Origin of the sequence: Micromonospora echinofusca (genome assembly GCF_900091445.1) — a bacterium.
Lineage (GTDB): Bacteria > Actinomycetota > Actinomycetes > Mycobacteriales > Micromonosporaceae > Micromonospora > Micromonospora echinofusca.
In genome coordinates, this window is record NZ_LT607733.1 from 6,556,024 (window position 1) to 6,572,765 (window position 16,742).

The window sequence follows — 16,742 nt, forward strand, 5'->3', positions numbered from 1 at the left end:
GAGAGGACCACACCGCCGCCGTCGAGCCCGGCACACGACGCGGGGTCAGGTGGCTGTTCCGGCCGTGGCCACGCGGTCGGGGCGGGCGTAGACGTTCATCGCGTCGCCGCGCAGGAAGCCGACCAGCGTCAGCCCGGCCTCCTCGGCCAGCTCCACCGCCAGGGTGCTCGGCGCGGAGACCGCCGCGAGCAGCGGCACCCCCGCCATCCACGCCTTCTGGGTCAGCTCGAAGCTCGCCCGCCCGGAGACCAGCAGGACGTGCCCGGCCAGCGGTAGCCGCCGCTCGCGGACCGCCCAGCCGACCACCTTGTCGACGGCGTTGTGTCGGCCCACGTCCTCCCGCAGCACCACCAGGTCGCCGTCGGCGGTGAACAGACCCGCCGCGTGCAGGCCGCCCGTGCGGTCGAAGCCGCGCTGCGCCGCGCGCAGCCGGTCCGGCAGCGCGGTCAGGACCGCCGCCGGCACGGTCAGCGGGTCGTCGCCCACCGCGAAGACCGATCGGGTACGCACGGCGTCGATGCTCGCCTTGCCGCACACCCCGCAGGAGCTGGTGGTGTAGAAGTTCCGCGCCGGGTCGACGGCGGGTTCGGGCACGCCGGGTGCCAGCACCACGTCCACCACGTTGTACGTGTTGGGCGTCTCCGCGCCGGCGCAGAGCTGCGCGGTGCGTACGTCGTCGGCGGCGCGGATCAGCCCCTCGGTCAGCAGGAAGCCGATCGCCAGGTCGAGATCGTCGCCGGGCGTACGCATGGTCACCGCGAGCGGCCGTCGCCGCCCGGGGCCGGCCGCACCGACCCGGATCTCCAGCGGTTCCTCCACGGCCAGGCTGTCCTGCCGGCGTACCGAGGTGCGGCCGGTGGCCGCCGCCGCGTCGAGGTCGATGCGGAGCACGCCGCGCCGGTCAGTCGCCCGTCCCATCCCGTCATCCTGCACCCCCGGCCCGGGCCGCCGCGCGGCTACCGTGGCCGGATGGACGCGTACGCGGCGGTGGTGCTGGCGGGCGGGGCAGCGCGGCGGATGGGGGGCGTCGACAAGCCGGCCCGGACGGTCGGCGGCCTGCCCATGCGGGAGCGTGTGCTCGCGGCGGTCGCCGACGCCGCGCCGCGCATCCTGGTCGGCCCGCCCGGACCGGTGCCCGCCGGGGTGCGGCTGACCCGGGAGGATCCGCCGGGCGGCGGTCCCGTCGCCGCCTCGGCGGCCGGGCTGGCCCTGCTCGACCCCGGTACGCCGGTGGTCGCCCTGCTCGCCGCCGACCTGCCCCTGCTCACCCGCGCGGCGGTCGGGGAGCTGCTCGACCACCTCGACGCCGGCCACGACGGCGCCTGCTACGTCGACGTCGACGGCCGGCGGCAGACCCTCTGCGGCGTCTGGCGGGTGGCTCCGCTGCGCGCCGCCCTGGACCGCCTCGCCACCGAGCGCGCTGGCGGGCGCCCCGGCAGCTCCGTCGCGTCGCTGGCCGGGGCACCGATCAGGGCGCTGCTCGCCGGGCTGCGGGTGCGCGAGGTGCCGTGGGCCGGTGGTGGCCCGCCGCCCTGGTTCGACTGCGACACTGACGAGGACGTACGCCGGGCGGAGGAGTGGACGCGATGACGGTCATGGACGACTGGGTGACGGCGGCCTGTGCCGAGCTGGACCTCGACCCCGCCCAGGTGCCGGTGCCGGCCGTGCTCGACCTGGCCAAGGACGTTGCGCACCAGGTGCTGCGCCCGGGCGCGCCCGTCAGCGCGTACCTCCTCGGGCTCGCGGTCGGGCGGGGCGCGGACCCGGCCGGCGCCGCAGCCCGGCTCAGCGCGCTGGCCGCCCAGTGGCCGGTGGGGCTCGACGCCGAGCGGCCGGGCGGGACACCCGCCTGACCTCCGCTGTCCGATCACGGTCGGGCTGATTCGCCTCCCCCTTCCCGTGGGTAGGGTGACCTTGACGGACGGAGGCGATCATGACGGCAGACCACCCCTCGGCGCCGGGCGGCGACTCGCCCGGCATCCTGCCGGCGCACCACGAGCCGATCCTGCTCGACGAGCCCAGCACGGCCGACCTGCGGGCCAAGGTCACCCAGGCCTGGCACGAGTTCGCCCGCGCGCTGGCCGGGCGGTTGGCGGCGCTGCCCACGGGCACGCACGTGGAGCTGACCCTCGACCCGACGGCCTCCGGCACCGGCGACGCGGTCTACTCGGTCAGCATCGACGTGCGCGAGGAGGGCCAGCTGGCCGCCCGCGCGGTCGGCAACGCGACCCTGCCGGAGGGCTACCGGCTCGACCGGGCCGCCGTGGCGGACATGATCGCGCTCGGCTGGTCGCCGCCCGGCGTGGTGCCGGGCTCCGGGGAGTACTTCGGGCTGGACAGCGGCACCGCCGAGGCCACCCGGCTGGCGGCCCTGCTCACCCGCACGCTGCGCGACGTCTACGGCGCCCCGCACCCCGCCTTCCTCGTCTACCTCATCCACGACGCCGAGGGCGAAGCGCTGCCGGTGGAGCCGCTGGGCACCGCGCGCAGCGAGTTCGGCCCCGACCGCAACGTGGAGGCCGACCTGGACGAGGCGCTCGCGACGGCCGCCGCCGCCCAGGCGCCCGAGCACGACGCGGCCGCGCTCGCCGAGCAGGTCCGCACCGTCGTCTCGACCATGCTCAAGTCGGAGCCGGACCGGTTGCAGGTCGACTCCGACGGCGACATCAACATCCGCGCCGGTTCGGCGATGGTCTTCGTCCGGGTCCGGGACAACCCGCCGCTGGTGGACGTCTTCTCCCCGGTGCTCACCGAGGTCGAGCCGACCGAGCGGCTCTACGTGAAGCTCTCCGAGCTGACCAACCGGATGCCGATCGGCCGGCTCTACTGCGCCGACGACACCGTGTGGGCGTCCATCCCCGTCTTCGGCCGCAACTTCCAGGCCACCCACCTCATGCTGGCGGTCCAGGTGATGACCGGGCTGGCGGACGAGCTGGACGACCGCCTGCACGGCGAGTTCGGCGGGAAGCGCTTCTTCGGCGAGGGCGACAAGCCCGTCAAGCGGGACCAGGGCGAACACCGCACCGGCATGTACCTCTGATCCACGCCCCGCCACCGGTGGGCGACGGGGTGGAGCCCGGATCGGTGGTGGCGGGTGGAGCCCGGAAACCCCGAGAAACCGGGCCCCACCCGCCGGGGAGGGAGGATCAGGTCACGGGGAGCCAGTCGAGGCTCCGGGCGGTGGCCGGGTCGGTGGCCCGCAGGCCGGCGGCGGAGACGGTCCAGAGCACGTCCCCGACCAGCAGCGACCGCAGCACCGGGCCCGACGGGCCGGTGTGGGAGACCGTGCCGACCTCGCCGATGTCGGTCCCGGACACCCGCAGCAGGCGTACGTCGTCGCCGACCGGCAACGCCACCAGGCCCGTCTCCGGGTGGTGCAGGAAGGCGTGCGTGTCGTGCTCCAGCGCGGAGTACGCCCTCGGCACGTGCCACTGGTCGAGTCGGCTCGGACGGGCCGGATCGCGGACGTCGAACAGCGACACCTGGAGCCCTTGCGTCCGCCCCCGCCGGTCGGCCTCCTGGCCCACCCCGAGCAGCCGGCCCTCCGGCAGCGGGTGCAGGTACGCCGAGTACCCGGTGATCTTCAGCTCGCCGGTGACCCGGGGCGCGGTCGGGTCGCGCAGGTCGACCGCGTAGAGCGGGTCGGTGAGCCGGAACGTGACCATGTACGCGGAGCCGCCGAGGAAGCGCACGGAGTAGATCCGCTCGCCGGGGCCGAGGCCGGTGACCGCGCCCGTGCTAACCAGCGTGCCCCCGTCGGGGCGCAGCACGTGGACGGCCGACTCGGAGGTGGGGCGGGCGCCCCACGTGTCGCCGGTGGTGGTGGCCACCCGCAGGTGCCCCTGCCACTCCGAGAGCGCGTACTGGTTGACGAGCGAGCCGGGCACCGAGCCGGAGGCCACGTAGCGGGGACGCCCGGGCGCGCCGGTGTCGAACCGGTGGATCTCGGTGACCTGGGGCCCGCGCCGCCGGACGCCCCCGCTGGGCGGGCCGGGCCGGGTCGTCTCCGGCCGCTCCCCGGCGAGGTAGAGGCTGGACCCGGTGCCGTAGGCGGTGGTCGCGTCGGCGGCGACGCTGACCGGATCGCCGTCACCGAGGCGGTCGCGGCCGAGGTCGAAGCTCAGCACGGTCAGCATCGACGTGCCGGACCAGGCGGGCGGGCGGCTCAGCCGGTCACAGCCGACCCGGCCGGCGTGCCGCTCCGCCCCGGCCGTCCACTCGTACGCGGGCAGCCACGCCTCCACCCCGGCGGTGGCGATCACCGCGCGGTTGGCGGCGGTCCGCGTCGCGTCGGTGCCCCGTTCGGCGTACGGGAAGACCAGCCGGGGGCCGGTGCGGACCACGACCCGCGCGGTGGACCCGGTCTGCCGGGCGTCGACGAGGTTGCCGTCCATCCGGTAGGTGCCGAGCACCCGTGGCGTGCCCGCGAGGTCGACGAGGATCAGGCGCGGGGCGGTGCGGGGCCGCGCGCCACGGGTCGCCGGCTGCATCTCCGGGCCGACCTGCGTCAGCACCAGCGCCCGGTCGCCGTGCAGCAGCAGGTTGGCCTGCTCTCCCCAGCTCAGCTCCGGCATCGTCCGCGTGAGGTCGAGGCGGCCGGTCTCCCGCCGGGCGGCCGGGTCCACCACCCGCAGCACGCCCCGGGTGACGGTCACGATCCGCCGCCCGTCGGTCTTGACGAGGTCCGGCTCGTCGGCGCCGGCCTCGTGCACGTTGGTCGTGGAGTGCTCCTGCGCGGGCTGGGCGGACTGGGCCGACGCCCGGGACCCGGACGCGCCCTTCGCGGCCTCGCTGAAGGCGGCACCCGTACGCCAGCCGTCACCGAAGCCCCACGGGCCGACGGAGGCTGCGGCGGCGGCGCGGAGCCCGGCCAGCGCCTCGGCGCAGGAGTCGTAGGAGACCAGCACGGGCGCGGCCGTGGGCTGCCGGGGGCCCGGTGGGTCGGGCGGCACCGCCGGGATCGCGCTGCCGCCGAGCAGGGTGAGCGCGGCCAGCGTGCCGACCGCGAAGATGGGGGCTCCCCGTGTCATGGGCGGTTCGACGCGCCCGGCCGCCGGGCGGTTCCGGCCTTCCTCCGCCCTTCCGCGCCGCTTCTCCCGGGGTGCCGTCTCGCCGGCGGCCCGCGCGGGTCAGCGGGGGGAGGGACCGACGCCGGGGGACTCGACCAGCCGGGAGAGCACGATGGTGCTCCGGGTCGAGGTCACGAAGGGCTCGGCCCGCAGCCGCTCCAACGCCGCCTCCAGGTGCGCGATGTCGGCGGCCCTCAGGTGTACGAGCGCGTCGGCCTCGCCCGAGACGGTGTACGCGCCCACCACCTCGGGGTGCCGGCGGGTGGCCACCCCGATCTGCGCCGGCGTGGTGCGTCCGGCGCAGAACAACTCGACGAACGCCTCCGTGGTCCAGCCGACGGCGGCGGGGTCGACGACGGCGGTGAAGCCCCGGATCACGCCGGCCGACCGCAGCCGGTCGACCCGCCGCTTGACCGCCGGGGCGGAGAGCGACACCCGCTGGCCGATGTCCGCGTACGAGGCGCGGGCGTCCGCGACGAGCAACGCAATGATCCGCTGGTCTACGGCATCTATCTGCAACGTTCCGCCTCTGGGAAGCAACGGTTGTGGCTGTTACCAAAGTTCGAGGGTACCTACCCTTGGTCACCGTGAACCAGCAGCGAGTCCCGCGAAAGCGGACATATCTCATGTGCTCGCCCGAGCACTTCGCGGTCGAGTACGCGATCAACCCGTGGATGGACGTGTCCACCCCGGTCGACTCGGAGCTTGCGGTCAAGCAGTGGGACCGGCTGCGGGAGACCCTGGTCGGCCTCGGCCACGAGGTGCACCTGCTGACGCCCGAGCGGGGCCTGCCCGACATGGTCTACGCGGCCAACGGGGCGTTCGTGGTCGACGGCACGGTCTACGGCGCGCAGTTCAAGCACGAACAGCGGGCCGCCGAGGCCGCCGCCCACCGGGCCTTCTACGAGTCGCGGGGCTGGCGGTTCATCGCGCCGATCGAGACCAACGAGGGCGAGGGCGACTTCGCGTACCTGCCGGAGGCGCACGGTGGGCTGATCCTCGCCGGGCACGGCTTCCGTACCGAGCTGCCGGCGCACGCGGAGGCGCAGGAGGCGCTGGGCCGGCCCGTGGTGTCGCTGCGCCTGGTCGACCCGCGCTTCTACCACCTGGACGTCGCGCTCGCCTCCATCGACGACGAGAACGTCGTCTACTACCCGGGCGCCTTCTCCGCCGCCAGCCAGCGGGTGCTCACCCAGCTCTTCCCCGACGCGGTGGTCGCCGACGCCGAGGACGCCCTGGCCTTCGGCCTCAACCTGGTCAGCGACGGGCTCAACGTGGTGCTCAACAGCGAGGCGACCCGGCTGGCCGGGAAGCTGAAGGCGGCCGGCTACCACCCGGTCCCGGTCGAGCTGGCCGAGCTGAAGAAGGGCGGCGGCAGCGTGAAGTGCTGCATCGCCGAACTCCGCCCCTGACCCGTTTCCGCCATGCCGCCCCACCCGCCCACCCACGGTGGGTGGGCGGGGTCAGCCCAGGGTGGCCAGTTCGGTCACCAGGACGTTCGAGAGGACCTGCCCGTCGAGCTGCACCTCGCGCAGGTACCACTTCTGCTGCGGCGTACGGGGCTGGTTGAACTGCCACAGCCCGCGCGGGCTGTCGATCTGGCCGATCTTGCCGAGGGCGAGGTTGACCTGCTGCGGGGTGGGTGAACCGCCCGCGAGCCGGATCGCCTGGTCGAGCACCTGCGCGGCGTCGTACGAGGCCATGGCGTAGGTGGTGGGCGAGGTGCCGTGCTTCTTGCGGTACGCGGAGGCGAACCGGCGGTTGGCCGTGTTGTTCAGGTCGGACGAGTAGTTGAGGGCCGTCTGGATGCCCAGCGCGTCCTCGGCCTTGACGCTGCTGAGCACCGCGCCCTCGGTGAGGAAGCCGGGGGCGTACACCTTGCCGGTGAACCCCTCGATGCGCAGCTGCTTGATGAACTCGACGGCCGCCGGCCCGGCGAAGAAGCAGAACACCGCCGACGGGTTCCGGCCCAGCGCCGTGCGGATGTCGGCCCGGTACGCGGACTTGGACGGGTTGGTGTGGACGCCCGTGGAGACCGTGGCGTCCTTGATCCGGGGGTCGGACTCGCCGAACTCCTGCCGGAAGCCCCGGATGACGTCCTGGGCGGGGACGCTGTCCGGCGCGATGATCGCCAGCCGCGCCGAGTCCGGCAGCTGTTCGCGCAGGTAGCGACCCAGTGCCCGGCCCGCCTCGTCCAGCACGTACGACGTCCGCCAGATGTAGACGACGCTCTGGAGGCTGGACGGCGAGGCGTTGGAGCCGATCAGGGGCACCCGGGCCTGCTCGACGGTGTCCCGGATGCCGGACATGACGTTCGCGTCGACCACGCCGGTGAGGGCGAGTACGCCCTGCTTGAGCAGCCCTTCGACGGCCGCCTTGCCGGTCTTGACGCTCTCGCCCTCGTCGGCGGTGAGCAGGGTGGTCGGGTGCCCACCCAGCAGCTTCTCGTTGAGGTCGAGGAAGAGCTGGAAGCCGTTGGTGATCTCATCGCCGATCGCCTTGAGGCCGCCGCTGGTCGGCGCCACGAGGCCGATCTTGATGGGGCTTCCGGGGCTGGCCGACTCGCCGTCGGCGTCGTCGGTGCCGCATCCGGCGACCAGTCCGGCCGTACCGAGAGCGGCCAGGAGTTGGAGGGCCCGCCTGCGGTTCATCTGCGACACCGAGTTCCTTCCGGGGGAGCGTTGCAGGGCGGATCACGCCCCCTCGGCGTTCTACCCGGTCAGCGACGCTGCGTCAATGCCTAACGATCTTCCTGGAGGGATCGGAAAGCAGCCGTGATCTGCGGCCATGCCGCCGACTCCGGATCGATGAGCCCGAAATGCTCGCATTCTGGCAGCTCAAGAAGGGCGATATCGCCACCCGAGGCGCGGCCGGCCGCCACGAACTCCCGGCTCATCGCGATGGGCACCTGCTGATCCAGTGCGCCATGCGCGACTACTGTGCGTGTTGGTGTTGGCACCGACAATCGTGGATCCGCCTCGGCGTACCGCTCGGGGTGCTCCACCGGTCCGCCGCCGAGCAGCGCGGCCACCGCCCCCTCGTCCAGATCCAGCCGGTACGCCTCCGCGAGGTTCGACACCGGGGCCAGCGCCAGTACGCCGCCGACGGCGGCCGGGGCGGTCGTGGCCACGTACAACGCCAGGTGTCCCCCGGCCGAGTGGCCCACCAGCAGCGGCGGCCCGGCGGCGACGCGGCCGGGCAGCGCCTCGGCCGCGAGCCGGGGCAGCTCCTTGACGCCGGTCAGCACGTCGGTCAGCGTCGCCGGCCAGCCGCCGCCCGGCTGCCCCGTCCGCCGGTACTCCACCTGGGCCACCGGGTGGCCCAGCGCGGCCAGCCCGACGGCCAGCGGGTCGGTGTGCCGGCGGTCGTACTCGGCCCGCCAGAAGCCGCCGTGCACCACCACGACCAGCCGTCGGGCCGGGCCCGACCCGGCGGGAGCACGCAGGTCGGCGACCTGGTCCGGATGGTCGCCGTAGGAGACGGTGACGTCGGGGGCCGCGGTGGGCCGGCTGAGCACGTCGCGGGGGTCGGCGGGCATGGCGCGACCGTAGCGCGGATCACGCGGGGTTCCGAGGTCGGGGATCGGTCCCCGGACGCATGGGCGCTCGCGGCTGGGTAAAGATGGTTCCCATGACCGAAGCGCACTCCGCTGGACAGAACGACGAGCCGGGCCAGGATGGCACCGGTCGCTCCGGAACGGTGGTGGTGGTGGGCCCGGACGGGCGGCCCGTCGGCACCGTGCAGACCGACGAGGCACACGGCGAGGACCCGACCCGACTGGTCGAGCAGCCGGCCAAGGTGATGCGGATCGGCAGCATGATCAAGCAGCTGCTGGAGGAGGTCAAGGCCGCCCCGCTCGACGATGCCAGCCGGCACCGGATGCGGGAGATCCACGAGCGGTCGATCGTCGAGCTGAAGGAGGGGCTCGCCCCCGAGCTGCGCGAGGAGCTGGAGCGCATCTCGCTGCCCTTCACCGAGGAGAAGGCGCCCAGCGAGGGCGAGCTGCGCATCGCGCACGCCCAGCTCGTCGGCTGGCTGGAGGGCCTGTTCCACGGCATCCAGGCGGCCCTGGTCGCGCAGCAGATGGCCGCCCGCGTGCAGCTGGAGCAGATGCGCTCCGGCCGGCAGGCGCTGCCGAGCGGCCCGGGCGCCGGCATGCTGCCGGGCATGCCGGGGATGGGCCAGCCGCCGCAGGGCGGCGAGGGCCACAGCACCGGCCAGTACCTCTGACCGTCCGGCCGGCCGGGGACCCCGGCCGGCCGCTCACCCCACCCCGAAGACCTTTTCCAGGTACGCGGCCACGCCGTCCGCCGAGTTCGCCGCCGTGACCTCGTCGGCGATCTCCAGGACGGCGCGGTGCGCGTTCGCCACGGCCACTCCCCGCCCGGCCCAGGTCAGCATGGGTACGTCGTTGGGCATGTCGCCGAAGGCGAGCACGTCCCGGGCGTCGATGCCCAGCCGCGCGCAGTACCAGGCCAGACCGGCCGCCTTCGTCACGCCGGACGCGGAGATCTCCACCAGCCCCGAGTACGACGAGTGGGTCGCCTCCGCCAGCCCTTCCAGGGCGGCGGCCACCAGCGCGACGAACGCGTCGGGATCCTGTTCCGCCGAGCGGGCCAGCAGCTTCACCGCCGGCGCCGCCAGCAGCTCCTCGGGGGTCTCGACCGCCCGGATCGCGTCGTGGTCGGCGTCCCAGCGCAGCGGGTAGTGCGCCTCGTGCCGCATCTGCCGGCTGTCGACGATCTCGACCGCGAAGCTGACCTCGGGCACCTCGGCGCGCAGCCGCTTGGCCACCTCGGCGAGCAGGTGCGGGGCGAGCGGGTCGGCCCGCAGCACCTCGTCGGCGACCGGGTCGTAGACCACCGCGCCGTTGGCGCAGATCGCCGGCAGCGGCTCGGCGAGCTGCTCGTACACCATCTTCAACCAGCGGATGGGACGGCCGGTGACCAGCACGACCGGCGTGCCCCGCGCGGAGAGCCGGGCCAGCACCTCGGCGGTGTGCGGGCTGAGCGTGCGGTCGTCCCGGAGCAGGGTGCCGTCGATGTCGGTGGCGATCAGCCGTGGTGCCTCTCCCATCAGCGGGACAGTAGCCGATCGAGGTACACCGCCACCCCGTCGTCGTCGTTGCGCAGGGTCACCTCGTCGGCGACGGCCCGGACCAACGGGTGGGCGTTGGAGACCGCGACCCGGGCCCAGCCGGCCCACTCGAACATCGGCAGGTCGTTGGGCATGTCACCGAAGACCAGCACCTCGGCCGGGTCGACGCCGAGGCGCTGCGCCACCACGGTCAGCCCGGTGGACTTGTCCACCCCCGGCGGGCAGATCTCGACGAAGTCGAGCCCGGCCTGGGTGAGGGTGGCCACCTCCGGCGGGACGATCCGCCGGGCCACCTCGAGCAGTTCGTCGACGTGGTGGTCGGCGGTCCGGACGAAGGCCTTGATCACGTCGCAGGAGAGACAGTCGGCGCGGCTGCGCGTCTCGAACTCGTTCTGGTAGGGCCAGCTCGCGTGGTAGTCGCCCCAGAGCGGGGCGCCGTGCTCGTCCGACGCCTCGACCATCACCGTCAGCGGCCCGACGGTCGCCTCCAGGTCGGCCAGCAGCGTGGCCAGCACCTCGGCGGAGAGGCGCTCGTCGCGGAGCACCACCGGCCCGGCCGGGTCGCTCTGGTCGACCACCCGGCCGCCGCCAGCCATCACCAGGAAGTCCGCGGCGCGGATGTCGTTGCGGGTCATCTCGGCCAGCCGGGGCCCGCGACCGGTGGCACCGACCACCGGGATCCCCGCGGCCCGCACCCGGTCGAGCACCTCATGGGTGTACGCGGAGACGGTGTCGTCGCTGCGGACGAGCGTCCCGTCGAGATCCGTGGCGATCAGCTTGGGCAGTCCCGGGCGGGTCATCGTTCCTCCTTCGCCCGCCGCCGTCGCAGCCAGCCGTCTCGGTCCTCGGTGCCTCGACCCTGAGTGACGGCGGGCAGCAAACGTACCTCGCGGGAGGGGCCCCGGCCATGGCGTTCCGGCGAATGCCGTGCCAACGGACGACGGCCCGCCGGTGTCCCCGTCCGGGACCCTCCACCTGGCCGGGCCGGGCGGTCCCGGCCTCGTCGGGCCGAGCGGGCGCCGGGTCGAGCGGGCGGGCCGGAGCGGAGCCGGGTCAGTCCTGGAGCTCGGGGCGGGCGAAGGGGATGGCCGGCCCGACGGTGAGGTCGGCCGGCGCGGGCGGGCCGTCGTCCGCCACGTCCCGCGCCCTGCGGCGACGCCAGCCCACCGGCTCCGGGTCGTCGGCGTCGTCCGCCGCACGCCCCTCGTCCGCCTTCCCGGCGGGCGGGGCGGCGCCGGCCGGGGCCAGCTTCAGCGACGCCGCGAACAGGGCACAGGCCACGAACGCCGTCACCAGGCCCCGGCCGTACTCGACCTGGAACCCGTCGTCCGTGGAGTAGAAGAAGACCCGCTGCGCGGCCTCGTCCAGCGAGGCGGCGGCCGCGACCAGCAGCCCCAGCAGCGCCACGGCCAGGGCCAGCCCGGCGAGCCGGGCGTTGGGGCGTACCGCGCCAGTGCCGCGCAGCGCGAGCACCACCGCGCAGACCAGGGCGAACAGCCCGACCAGGTAGCCCACCCCGAAGCCGCCGATGTCGGACACCCCGCCCGGCACCCGCAGCGGCGTGTTGCCCTGCGGCCCGCCGTTGGGGATCGTCATGATCTGCCACTCGCCGAGCATCGAGGCGAGGGCGGCCACCGCGCCGAGCCCCGCGAGCAACACCGGCAGTCGGCGGTCCCGGCCCAGGCCGGAGAACGTACGCCCGAACCGGCGCGGCCCGGCCGGCTCCGCTGTGCCCCACTCCAGGACGGCCGCACCGTCGGACCGGTGTTCCTGCCGGGGAATGGGGGAATCCTGGGACATCGGCCACCCTTCCGCGTTCGCGGGCCTGCCCCGAATCATGACACAGTACGCACCCCGCGACTCGGAGCGTGAACGGTCGCCGGCTCGTGCCCGGTGGGCTAGCGTCGGGTGCATGCCTATCCGTACCGCTTCCGCACAGTGGCAGGGCAACCTCACCGAGGGGTCCGGCACGATCCGTACCGGCAAGGGCGGGTTGCAGGGGAACTACTCCTTCAAGTCCCGTTTCGAGGAGGGCGAGGGCACCAACCCCGAGGAGTTGATCGGGGCGGCCCACGCCGGCTGCTTCTCGATGGCGTTCTCCAAGGCGCTCGCCGAGGCCGGCTCTCCCTCCACCTCCGTGGAGACCACCGCCAAGGTCCACCTCGACAAGACCGACGCCGGAATGACGGTGACCCGCATCGAGCTGGACACCGTCGGCCAGGCGCCCGGCATCGACGAGGCGCAGTTCACCAAGCTCGCGGAGACCGCCAAGGAGAACTGCCCGATCTCCCGCCTGCTCTCCCCGGGCGCCCAGATCAGCCTGACCGCCCGCCTCGCTTCCTGACCGTCCCACCCTCGGTGTCGACCGCCACGGGAAGGACGTTCCCGTGGCGGTCCGCCGGCCCTACGCGGACCGCCCTGCCGAGCGGCCGGGGATCCGCCCTCCCGACCGGCGCGGGCGGGCCGGGTCGTCGGGCAGAATGGGCGGGGTGCCGGTGGAGATGAGTCGCGAGCGCTTCGAGGAGCTGGTCGGCGACGCGCTCGACGAGGTGCCAGAGGAACTCCTCGCCCTGATGAGCAACGTCGTGATCCTGGTGGAGGACGACCCGCCCCCCGGCGAGGACCTGCTCGGCCTCTACGAGGGGCACGCCCTCACCGAACGGGGCTGGGACTACGCCGGCGTGCTGCCGGACCGCATCCTGATCTACCGCAATCCGATCCTGCGCATCTGCGACGACGACGAGGACGTCGTCGACGAGGTCGCGGTGACGGTGGTGCACGAGATCGCCCACCACTTCGGCATCGACGACGCCCGCCTGCACGAGCTGGGCTGGGGCTGACGGGGCGTGGCAGGGCCGGTCGGCCGGTGGTCGGCGGTTGCCACGGTCGCCTACCGTCGGTCCAGGTACCACGAACTCAGGAGGCACTTCCATGCGCAGCGAGCTGTTCTCGGCGGAGAACCTTGAGAAGGAGTCCGCGCAGCCCGGCATGCGGCTGCAGAACTCCAAGATGCTGAAGATCGAACTCAACGGCGAGGCGATGGCCCGGGTCGGGTCGATGGTCGCCTACCAGGGGCAGGTGCAGTTCCAGGCGCTCGGCTCCGGCGGGCTCGGCAAGTTCCTGAAGCAGAAGCTGACCGGCGAGGGCGTCCCGCTGATGAAGGTCTCCGGTCGGGGGGACGTCTTCCTCGCCGACTTCGCCAAGGACGTGCACGTCATCGACCTGGAGCCCGGCGACGCGCTCTCGATCAACGGTTCCAGCGTGCTGGCCTTCGACTCCACCCTCCAGTACGACATCCGGATGGTCGGCGGGGCCGGCATGGCGTCCTCGTCGGGCCTGTTCAACTGCGTCTTCAGCGGGCACGGGCGGATCGCCATCACCACCAAGGGCACCCCGGTGGTGCTCAACGTCGACGCGCCCACCTACGTGGACCCGCAGGCCGCGGTCTGCTGGTCGGCCAACCTCCAGACCGGCTACCACCGCGCCGAGCAGCTCGGCCTCGGCACGCTGCTCGGCCGGCGCACCGGCGAGTCGTTCACGATGAGCTTCGCCGGGCAGGGCTTCGTCGTCGTCCAGCCCTCCGAGGAGCCGCCGATCATGGGCAGCGGCTCCCAGGAGCAGCAGGGCGGTCTGCTCGGCGGCCTGCTGAGCTGACCCGCGCCACCCGCCACCGCCCCCGCACCGCGCTCGTCCGGCCCCGCCGGCCCCGACGCCGGCCGGGGGCGGTGCCGTTGCGGGCCCGCCGTCGGCAGCGCGAGCCGTGCCGGTTCCGGGCCCGCCGGCGGTGGTGAGGGTCGCGTCGTCTCCCGACCGCCGTCGGCGGCGAGAAGCGTGGCCGGGGCCGCGCTCAGTTCAGGTCGCCGGCGCGGAGGCGGGCCAGCCAGGCGGCAGCGTCGGCATAGTCGGCGTCCGAGAGGCCGGCCGGGGCCGGGATCGGGCGGTCGCCCGCCCCGGGGAACCTCTGCCGGGGGTACGAGCCCAGGAAACGCACGTCGGCGCAGACCCGGCGCAGCCCCTGCAACGCCTCGCCGAGCCGTACGTCCGCCACGTGGCCGGCGCAGTCGAGGAAGAAGACGTAGCGGCCGAGGGCCTCGCCGGTCGGACGGGACTCGATCCGGCTCATGTTGACCCCCCGGACGGCCAGCTCCATCAGCACCGACAGCAACGCGCCCACCCGGTCGTGCGCGATGTAGACCGCCAGGGACGTCACGTCGTCGCCGGTCGGTGGCGGGGGCGGCCCGGGACGGGACACCAGTGCGAAGCGGGTCACCGCGTCCGGGTGGTCGGCGATCTTGTCGGCGAGCACGTCGAGCCGGTGCCGGCCGGCCCCGATCGGGGCGCAGATCGCCGCGTCGTACTCGCCGGCGGCGGCTCCGGCGGCCGCCGCGCCGTTGGAGAGCACGTCGACCACGACGGCGTCGGGCAGGTGCGTGCGCAGCCAGCCACGGCACTGGGTGGACGCCTGCGGGTGGGCGGCGACGCTGCGCACGTGGGGAAGGGCCGTGCCGGGCCGCGCGGCGAGCACGAACTCGACCGGCAGGATCACCTCGCGGGTGATCACCAGGGGTTCGCCCTCGGCGAGTTCGTCCAGGGTGACCCCGACCGCGCCGCCGATCGAGTTCTCCAGCGGCACCAGGGCCGCGTCGGCCTCCCCGGCCCGTACGCTCTCCAGCGCCTCCGGCACGCTGCGCGCCGGCGTGCGGCTGCCCCGCTCGGCGGCGGGGAGGCTGTTCAACGCCTGCTCGGCGAAGGTGCCCTCCGGCCCGAGGTAGACGAAGCGCGTCGGCGGTGTTCCCGGCATGGCGACAGCCTACGCACCAGGTACGTCGAGCGACCCGGCGTCGCAGACGCGCGTCCGGATGCCGGGCGGCCCGGCGGCACGGACCTCGGCGGTGCAGACGTCGGTGCCGGCGGTGACCAGCCGCGGAGCGCCCGGCCGGCCCTGCGTGACCACCTGGAGCGTCTCGTGCCCGGTCACGTCGAGCACGGTGTAGTGCCACTCGCCGGCGCAGAGCGGCCCGGTGCGCACCCGGACCCGGACGCCGTTCGGCAGCACGCCACCCCGGCCCCGCACCAGGTCCACGATCCGCGCCCCGGAGGGGCCGTCGGGGCAGGGGACCGCCACCAGGCCGGAGTCGGGCGTGGGGGTGACCGCCCCGGTGTCCGGCAGGCCGGTGGGGGGCGGGGGGCTCGGTGGGACGCTGGGCGTCGCGGGGGGCACGGAGCGGGTCGGGACGGTGGTCGGCGCGGGCTCGCGCAGCTCCGGCGGGGTGCCGCAGCCGGCCAGTGGCACCGCGACCAGCAGCGCGACGGCCGCGAGCCGTCGGGCGTGCGGCGAGACCGGGGTCCGGCGGGCGTACGGCGGCGGGGCCGGCCGGTCGGGGTGCGGGCGCGATCGACCCGCTCCGGGCCCGGCGGCGGGGCCGGGCGGTCGGGCGGAGGTGTCGTGGCGCGAGGGGGTGGGCGGCACGGCCGATCCTCGGGACATCGGGGAGCGTCACTGCGGCCGGGAGGCCGAGCCCATCCTAGGAGCATCCGGCGGCCGGGTGAAGATCAGCCGAGGACGCGATGGCCGGCGCGTTCCAGCGCGGCGGTCGCCTCGCGGAGCCGTACGGCGGGAACCAGCAGGTAGTCGGTGTCGTAGGTGGAGAAGGCGACCACGCTGACCCGGGCCGCGGCGAGCGGGTCCACCAGCGCGGCGAGGGTGCCGCTGACCGCCAGGTCGAGCGGCTCGGCGACCCGCAGGCAGCGCCAGGCGGTCTCCCCGACGGCCTGCTCGGGCGCCCGGTCGGCGGGGCAGATCAGCGAGATCCCGTCGGCCGTCCAGCTCACCGTGACGACGTCTCCGTCGCTCAGCCCGCCCGACAACTCGGGCGGCAGGGCGGAGCCGGCGGCCAGGCGGCAGACGGCGTACTTCCCCGGCAGCAGAGCGATATCGAGCATGAGGGCACCTTACGGCCTCGGTACGGGCCCGCCCCAGATTCGCCGCGTGCGGCGAACGCCACATCCCGCCGCTGCTCAGACCGGGGAGAAGAACGTGAGTGAACCGGCGACCGTCCCCCTGGTGAACACCGGGGTGGAGATCGCGTCGACGGTCGAGTCCGGCGCGTCGGCCGACGCGCCCTGGACCCGCAGCAGCCCCCGGGCCAAGCGCCCGGAGGAGAGGGCGAGCAGCGGCGGGATCTTGTCGATCTCGGGCTCGGTCAGCTCGCAGCGGTTGGCGGTGAAGTCGAGCAACCGCAGCCCGCCGTCGAGCAGCGGCAGCCCGGTCACGTCCTCCGGGTCGCCCAGGCAGAGCAGTTCGCAACCGGCGTCGGATACGGCGACGACCCTCGTCCCGGCGTCGATGAGCAGGCACGGCTCGGCGGCGCTGGAGACGGTCGACGACCACCGACCGAGGTTGTCGAACTCCTGCTCTGTCGATGTTCCCGCCGCGGGCACGAACACGTCAGAGAGCGAGAGTTCGACGTGGGCCACCGCGCCTCCTATGTACACCGACGGTCCGTCCACGCTAGCCGGTCGTCGCGGGTGTCGCCGACCGCGCGGGGTCGCCGGGCCGCCGGTGGGTGAGGGAAT

General features: G+C 74.3%; 20 protein-coding genes. 8 read left to right on the plus strand and 12 right to left on the minus strand.

The features are described from left to right. Positions 1 to 45 precede the first annotated feature (45 nt). Positions 46 to 918 (minus strand): formate dehydrogenase accessory sulfurtransferase FdhD, encoded by an 873-nt coding sequence (gene fdhD, locus GA0070610_RS28255; RefSeq protein ID WP_089002850.1) that lies wholly within the window; start codon positions 916 to 918, stop codon positions 46 to 48. Positions 919 to 969: 51 nt separating this feature from the next. Between fdhD and mobA the strand changes: the two genes are divergently transcribed. From mobA to GA0070610_RS28270, 3 genes are all read left to right on the plus strand, one after another. Continuing rightward, positions 970 to 1,590 (plus strand): molybdenum cofactor guanylyltransferase, encoded by a 621-nt coding sequence (gene mobA, locus GA0070610_RS28260; protein ID WP_089002851.1) that lies wholly within the window; start codon positions 970 to 972, stop codon positions 1,588 to 1,590. After that, positions 1,587 to 1,853 carry a DUF6457 domain-containing protein gene (locus GA0070610_RS28265; RefSeq protein ID WP_089003792.1) on the plus strand — a complete coding sequence of 89 codons (267 nt, stop codon included), beginning with the start codon at positions 1,587 to 1,589 and terminating at the stop codon, positions 1,851 to 1,853. Before mobA ends, GA0070610_RS28265 begins: the two co-directional genes overlap by 4 nt. Positions 1,854 to 1,933: 80 nt before the next feature. After that, entirely contained in the window at positions 1,934 to 3,040 is a 1,107-nt protein-coding gene (locus tag GA0070610_RS28270) for a T3SS (YopN, CesT) and YbjN peptide-binding chaperone 1 (protein ID WP_089002852.1), read from the plus strand. A 106-nt stretch (positions 3,041 to 3,146) separates the two neighbouring features. On the opposite strand, the gene GA0070610_RS28275 is transcribed toward GA0070610_RS28270, so the two are convergent. Further along, on the minus strand, positions 3,147 to 5,030 hold the full coding sequence (locus GA0070610_RS28275; RefSeq protein WP_089002853.1) for a beta-propeller domain-containing protein: 1,884 nt from the start codon (positions 5,028 to 5,030) through the stop codon (positions 3,147 to 3,149). A 99-nt stretch (positions 5,031 to 5,129) separates the two neighbouring features. Further along, a complete protein-coding gene (locus GA0070610_RS28280) occupies positions 5,130 to 5,588 on the minus strand; it encodes an Lrp/AsnC family transcriptional regulator (protein WP_089002854.1) in 459 nt (152 codons plus the stop codon). A gap of 59 nt (positions 5,589 to 5,647) precedes the next feature. Here GA0070610_RS28280 and ddaH point away from each other — a divergent pair, with 59 nt between their 5' ends. Continuing rightward, positions 5,648 to 6,481, plus strand: a complete 834-nt coding sequence (ddaH, locus tag GA0070610_RS28285; RefSeq protein WP_357659763.1) for a dimethylargininase — start codon at positions 5,648 to 5,650, stop codon at positions 6,479 to 6,481. A gap of 51 nt (positions 6,482 to 6,532) precedes the next feature. Here the strand turns inward: ddaH and GA0070610_RS28290 are convergent, their stop codons facing one another. Together GA0070610_RS28290 and GA0070610_RS28295 are read right to left on the minus strand one after the other, a co-directional pair. Next, on the minus strand, positions 6,533 to 7,729 hold the full coding sequence (locus GA0070610_RS28290; protein ID WP_089002856.1) for an ABC transporter substrate-binding protein: 1,197 nt from the start codon (positions 7,727 to 7,729) through the stop codon (positions 6,533 to 6,535). An 80-nt stretch (positions 7,730 to 7,809) separates the two neighbouring features. Continuing rightward, positions 7,810 to 8,607: an alpha/beta hydrolase family protein gene (locus GA0070610_RS28295; protein ID WP_089002857.1), complete on the minus strand. Its 798-nt coding sequence runs from the start codon at positions 8,605 to 8,607 to the stop codon at positions 7,810 to 7,812. Between the two features lie 83 nt (positions 8,608 to 8,690). On the opposite strand from GA0070610_RS28295, the gene GA0070610_RS28300 reads away from it, so the two are divergent. Further along, positions 8,691 to 9,299, plus strand: coding sequence for a bacterial proteasome activator family protein (locus GA0070610_RS28300; protein WP_089002858.1), 609 nt, complete (start codon positions 8,691 to 8,693; stop codon positions 9,297 to 9,299). A 33-nt stretch (positions 9,300 to 9,332) separates the two neighbouring features. Here the strand turns inward: GA0070610_RS28300 and GA0070610_RS28305 are convergent, their stop codons facing one another. From GA0070610_RS28305 to GA0070610_RS28315, 3 genes are all read right to left on the minus strand, one after another. Continuing rightward, the gene (locus tag GA0070610_RS28305; protein ID WP_089002859.1) at positions 9,333 to 10,145 is read right to left on the minus strand and encodes an HAD family hydrolase; all 813 of its coding nucleotides are present in this window, start codon (positions 10,143 to 10,145) and stop codon (positions 9,333 to 9,335) included. Beyond that, complete coding sequence (locus GA0070610_RS28310) at positions 10,145 to 10,966, minus strand: HAD family hydrolase (protein WP_089002860.1); 822 nt, start codon at positions 10,964 to 10,966, stop codon at positions 10,145 to 10,147. Before GA0070610_RS28310 ends, GA0070610_RS28305 begins: the two co-directional genes overlap by 1 nt. Positions 10,967 to 11,219: 253 nt before the next feature. Beyond that, positions 11,220 to 11,966: a hypothetical protein gene (locus tag GA0070610_RS28315; protein ID WP_089002861.1), complete on the minus strand. Its 747-nt coding sequence runs from the start codon at positions 11,964 to 11,966 to the stop codon at positions 11,220 to 11,222. A 112-nt stretch (positions 11,967 to 12,078) separates the two neighbouring features. Between GA0070610_RS28315 and GA0070610_RS28320 the strand changes: the two genes are divergently transcribed. From GA0070610_RS28320 to GA0070610_RS28330, 3 genes are all read left to right on the plus strand, one after another. Beyond that, complete coding sequence (locus GA0070610_RS28320; protein WP_089002862.1) at positions 12,079 to 12,510, plus strand: OsmC family protein; 432 nt, start codon at positions 12,079 to 12,081, stop codon at positions 12,508 to 12,510. 151 nt (positions 12,511 to 12,661) lie between these two features. Next, positions 12,662 to 13,006 (plus strand): metallopeptidase family protein, encoded by a 345-nt coding sequence (locus GA0070610_RS28325; RefSeq protein WP_172896728.1) that lies wholly within the window; start codon positions 12,662 to 12,664, stop codon positions 13,004 to 13,006. Positions 13,007 to 13,097: 91 nt separating this feature from the next. Next, entirely contained in the window at positions 13,098 to 13,820 is a 723-nt protein-coding gene (locus GA0070610_RS28330; protein WP_089002863.1) for an AIM24 family protein, read from the plus strand. A 193-nt stretch (positions 13,821 to 14,013) separates the two neighbouring features. Here GA0070610_RS28330 and pheA read toward each other — a convergent pair whose 3' ends face one another. The 4 genes from pheA to GA0070610_RS28350 form a co-directional block, all read right to left on the minus strand. After that, positions 14,014 to 14,967: a prephenate dehydratase gene (gene pheA / locus GA0070610_RS28335; protein ID WP_089002864.1), complete on the minus strand. Its 954-nt coding sequence runs from the start codon at positions 14,965 to 14,967 to the stop codon at positions 14,014 to 14,016. A gap of 9 nt (positions 14,968 to 14,976) precedes the next feature. Then, entirely contained in the window at positions 14,977 to 15,654 is a 678-nt protein-coding gene (locus GA0070610_RS28340) for a hypothetical protein (RefSeq protein WP_331716487.1), read from the minus strand. A 65-nt stretch (positions 15,655 to 15,719) separates the two neighbouring features. Beyond that, entirely contained in the window at positions 15,720 to 16,109 is a 390-nt protein-coding gene (locus tag GA0070610_RS28345) for an ACT domain-containing protein (protein WP_089002865.1), read from the minus strand. Positions 16,110 to 16,184: 75 nt separating this feature from the next. Further along, positions 16,185 to 16,643, minus strand: a complete 459-nt coding sequence (locus GA0070610_RS28350) for a hypothetical protein (protein WP_089002866.1) — start codon at positions 16,641 to 16,643, stop codon at positions 16,185 to 16,187. Positions 16,644 to 16,742: the final 99 nt, after the last annotated feature.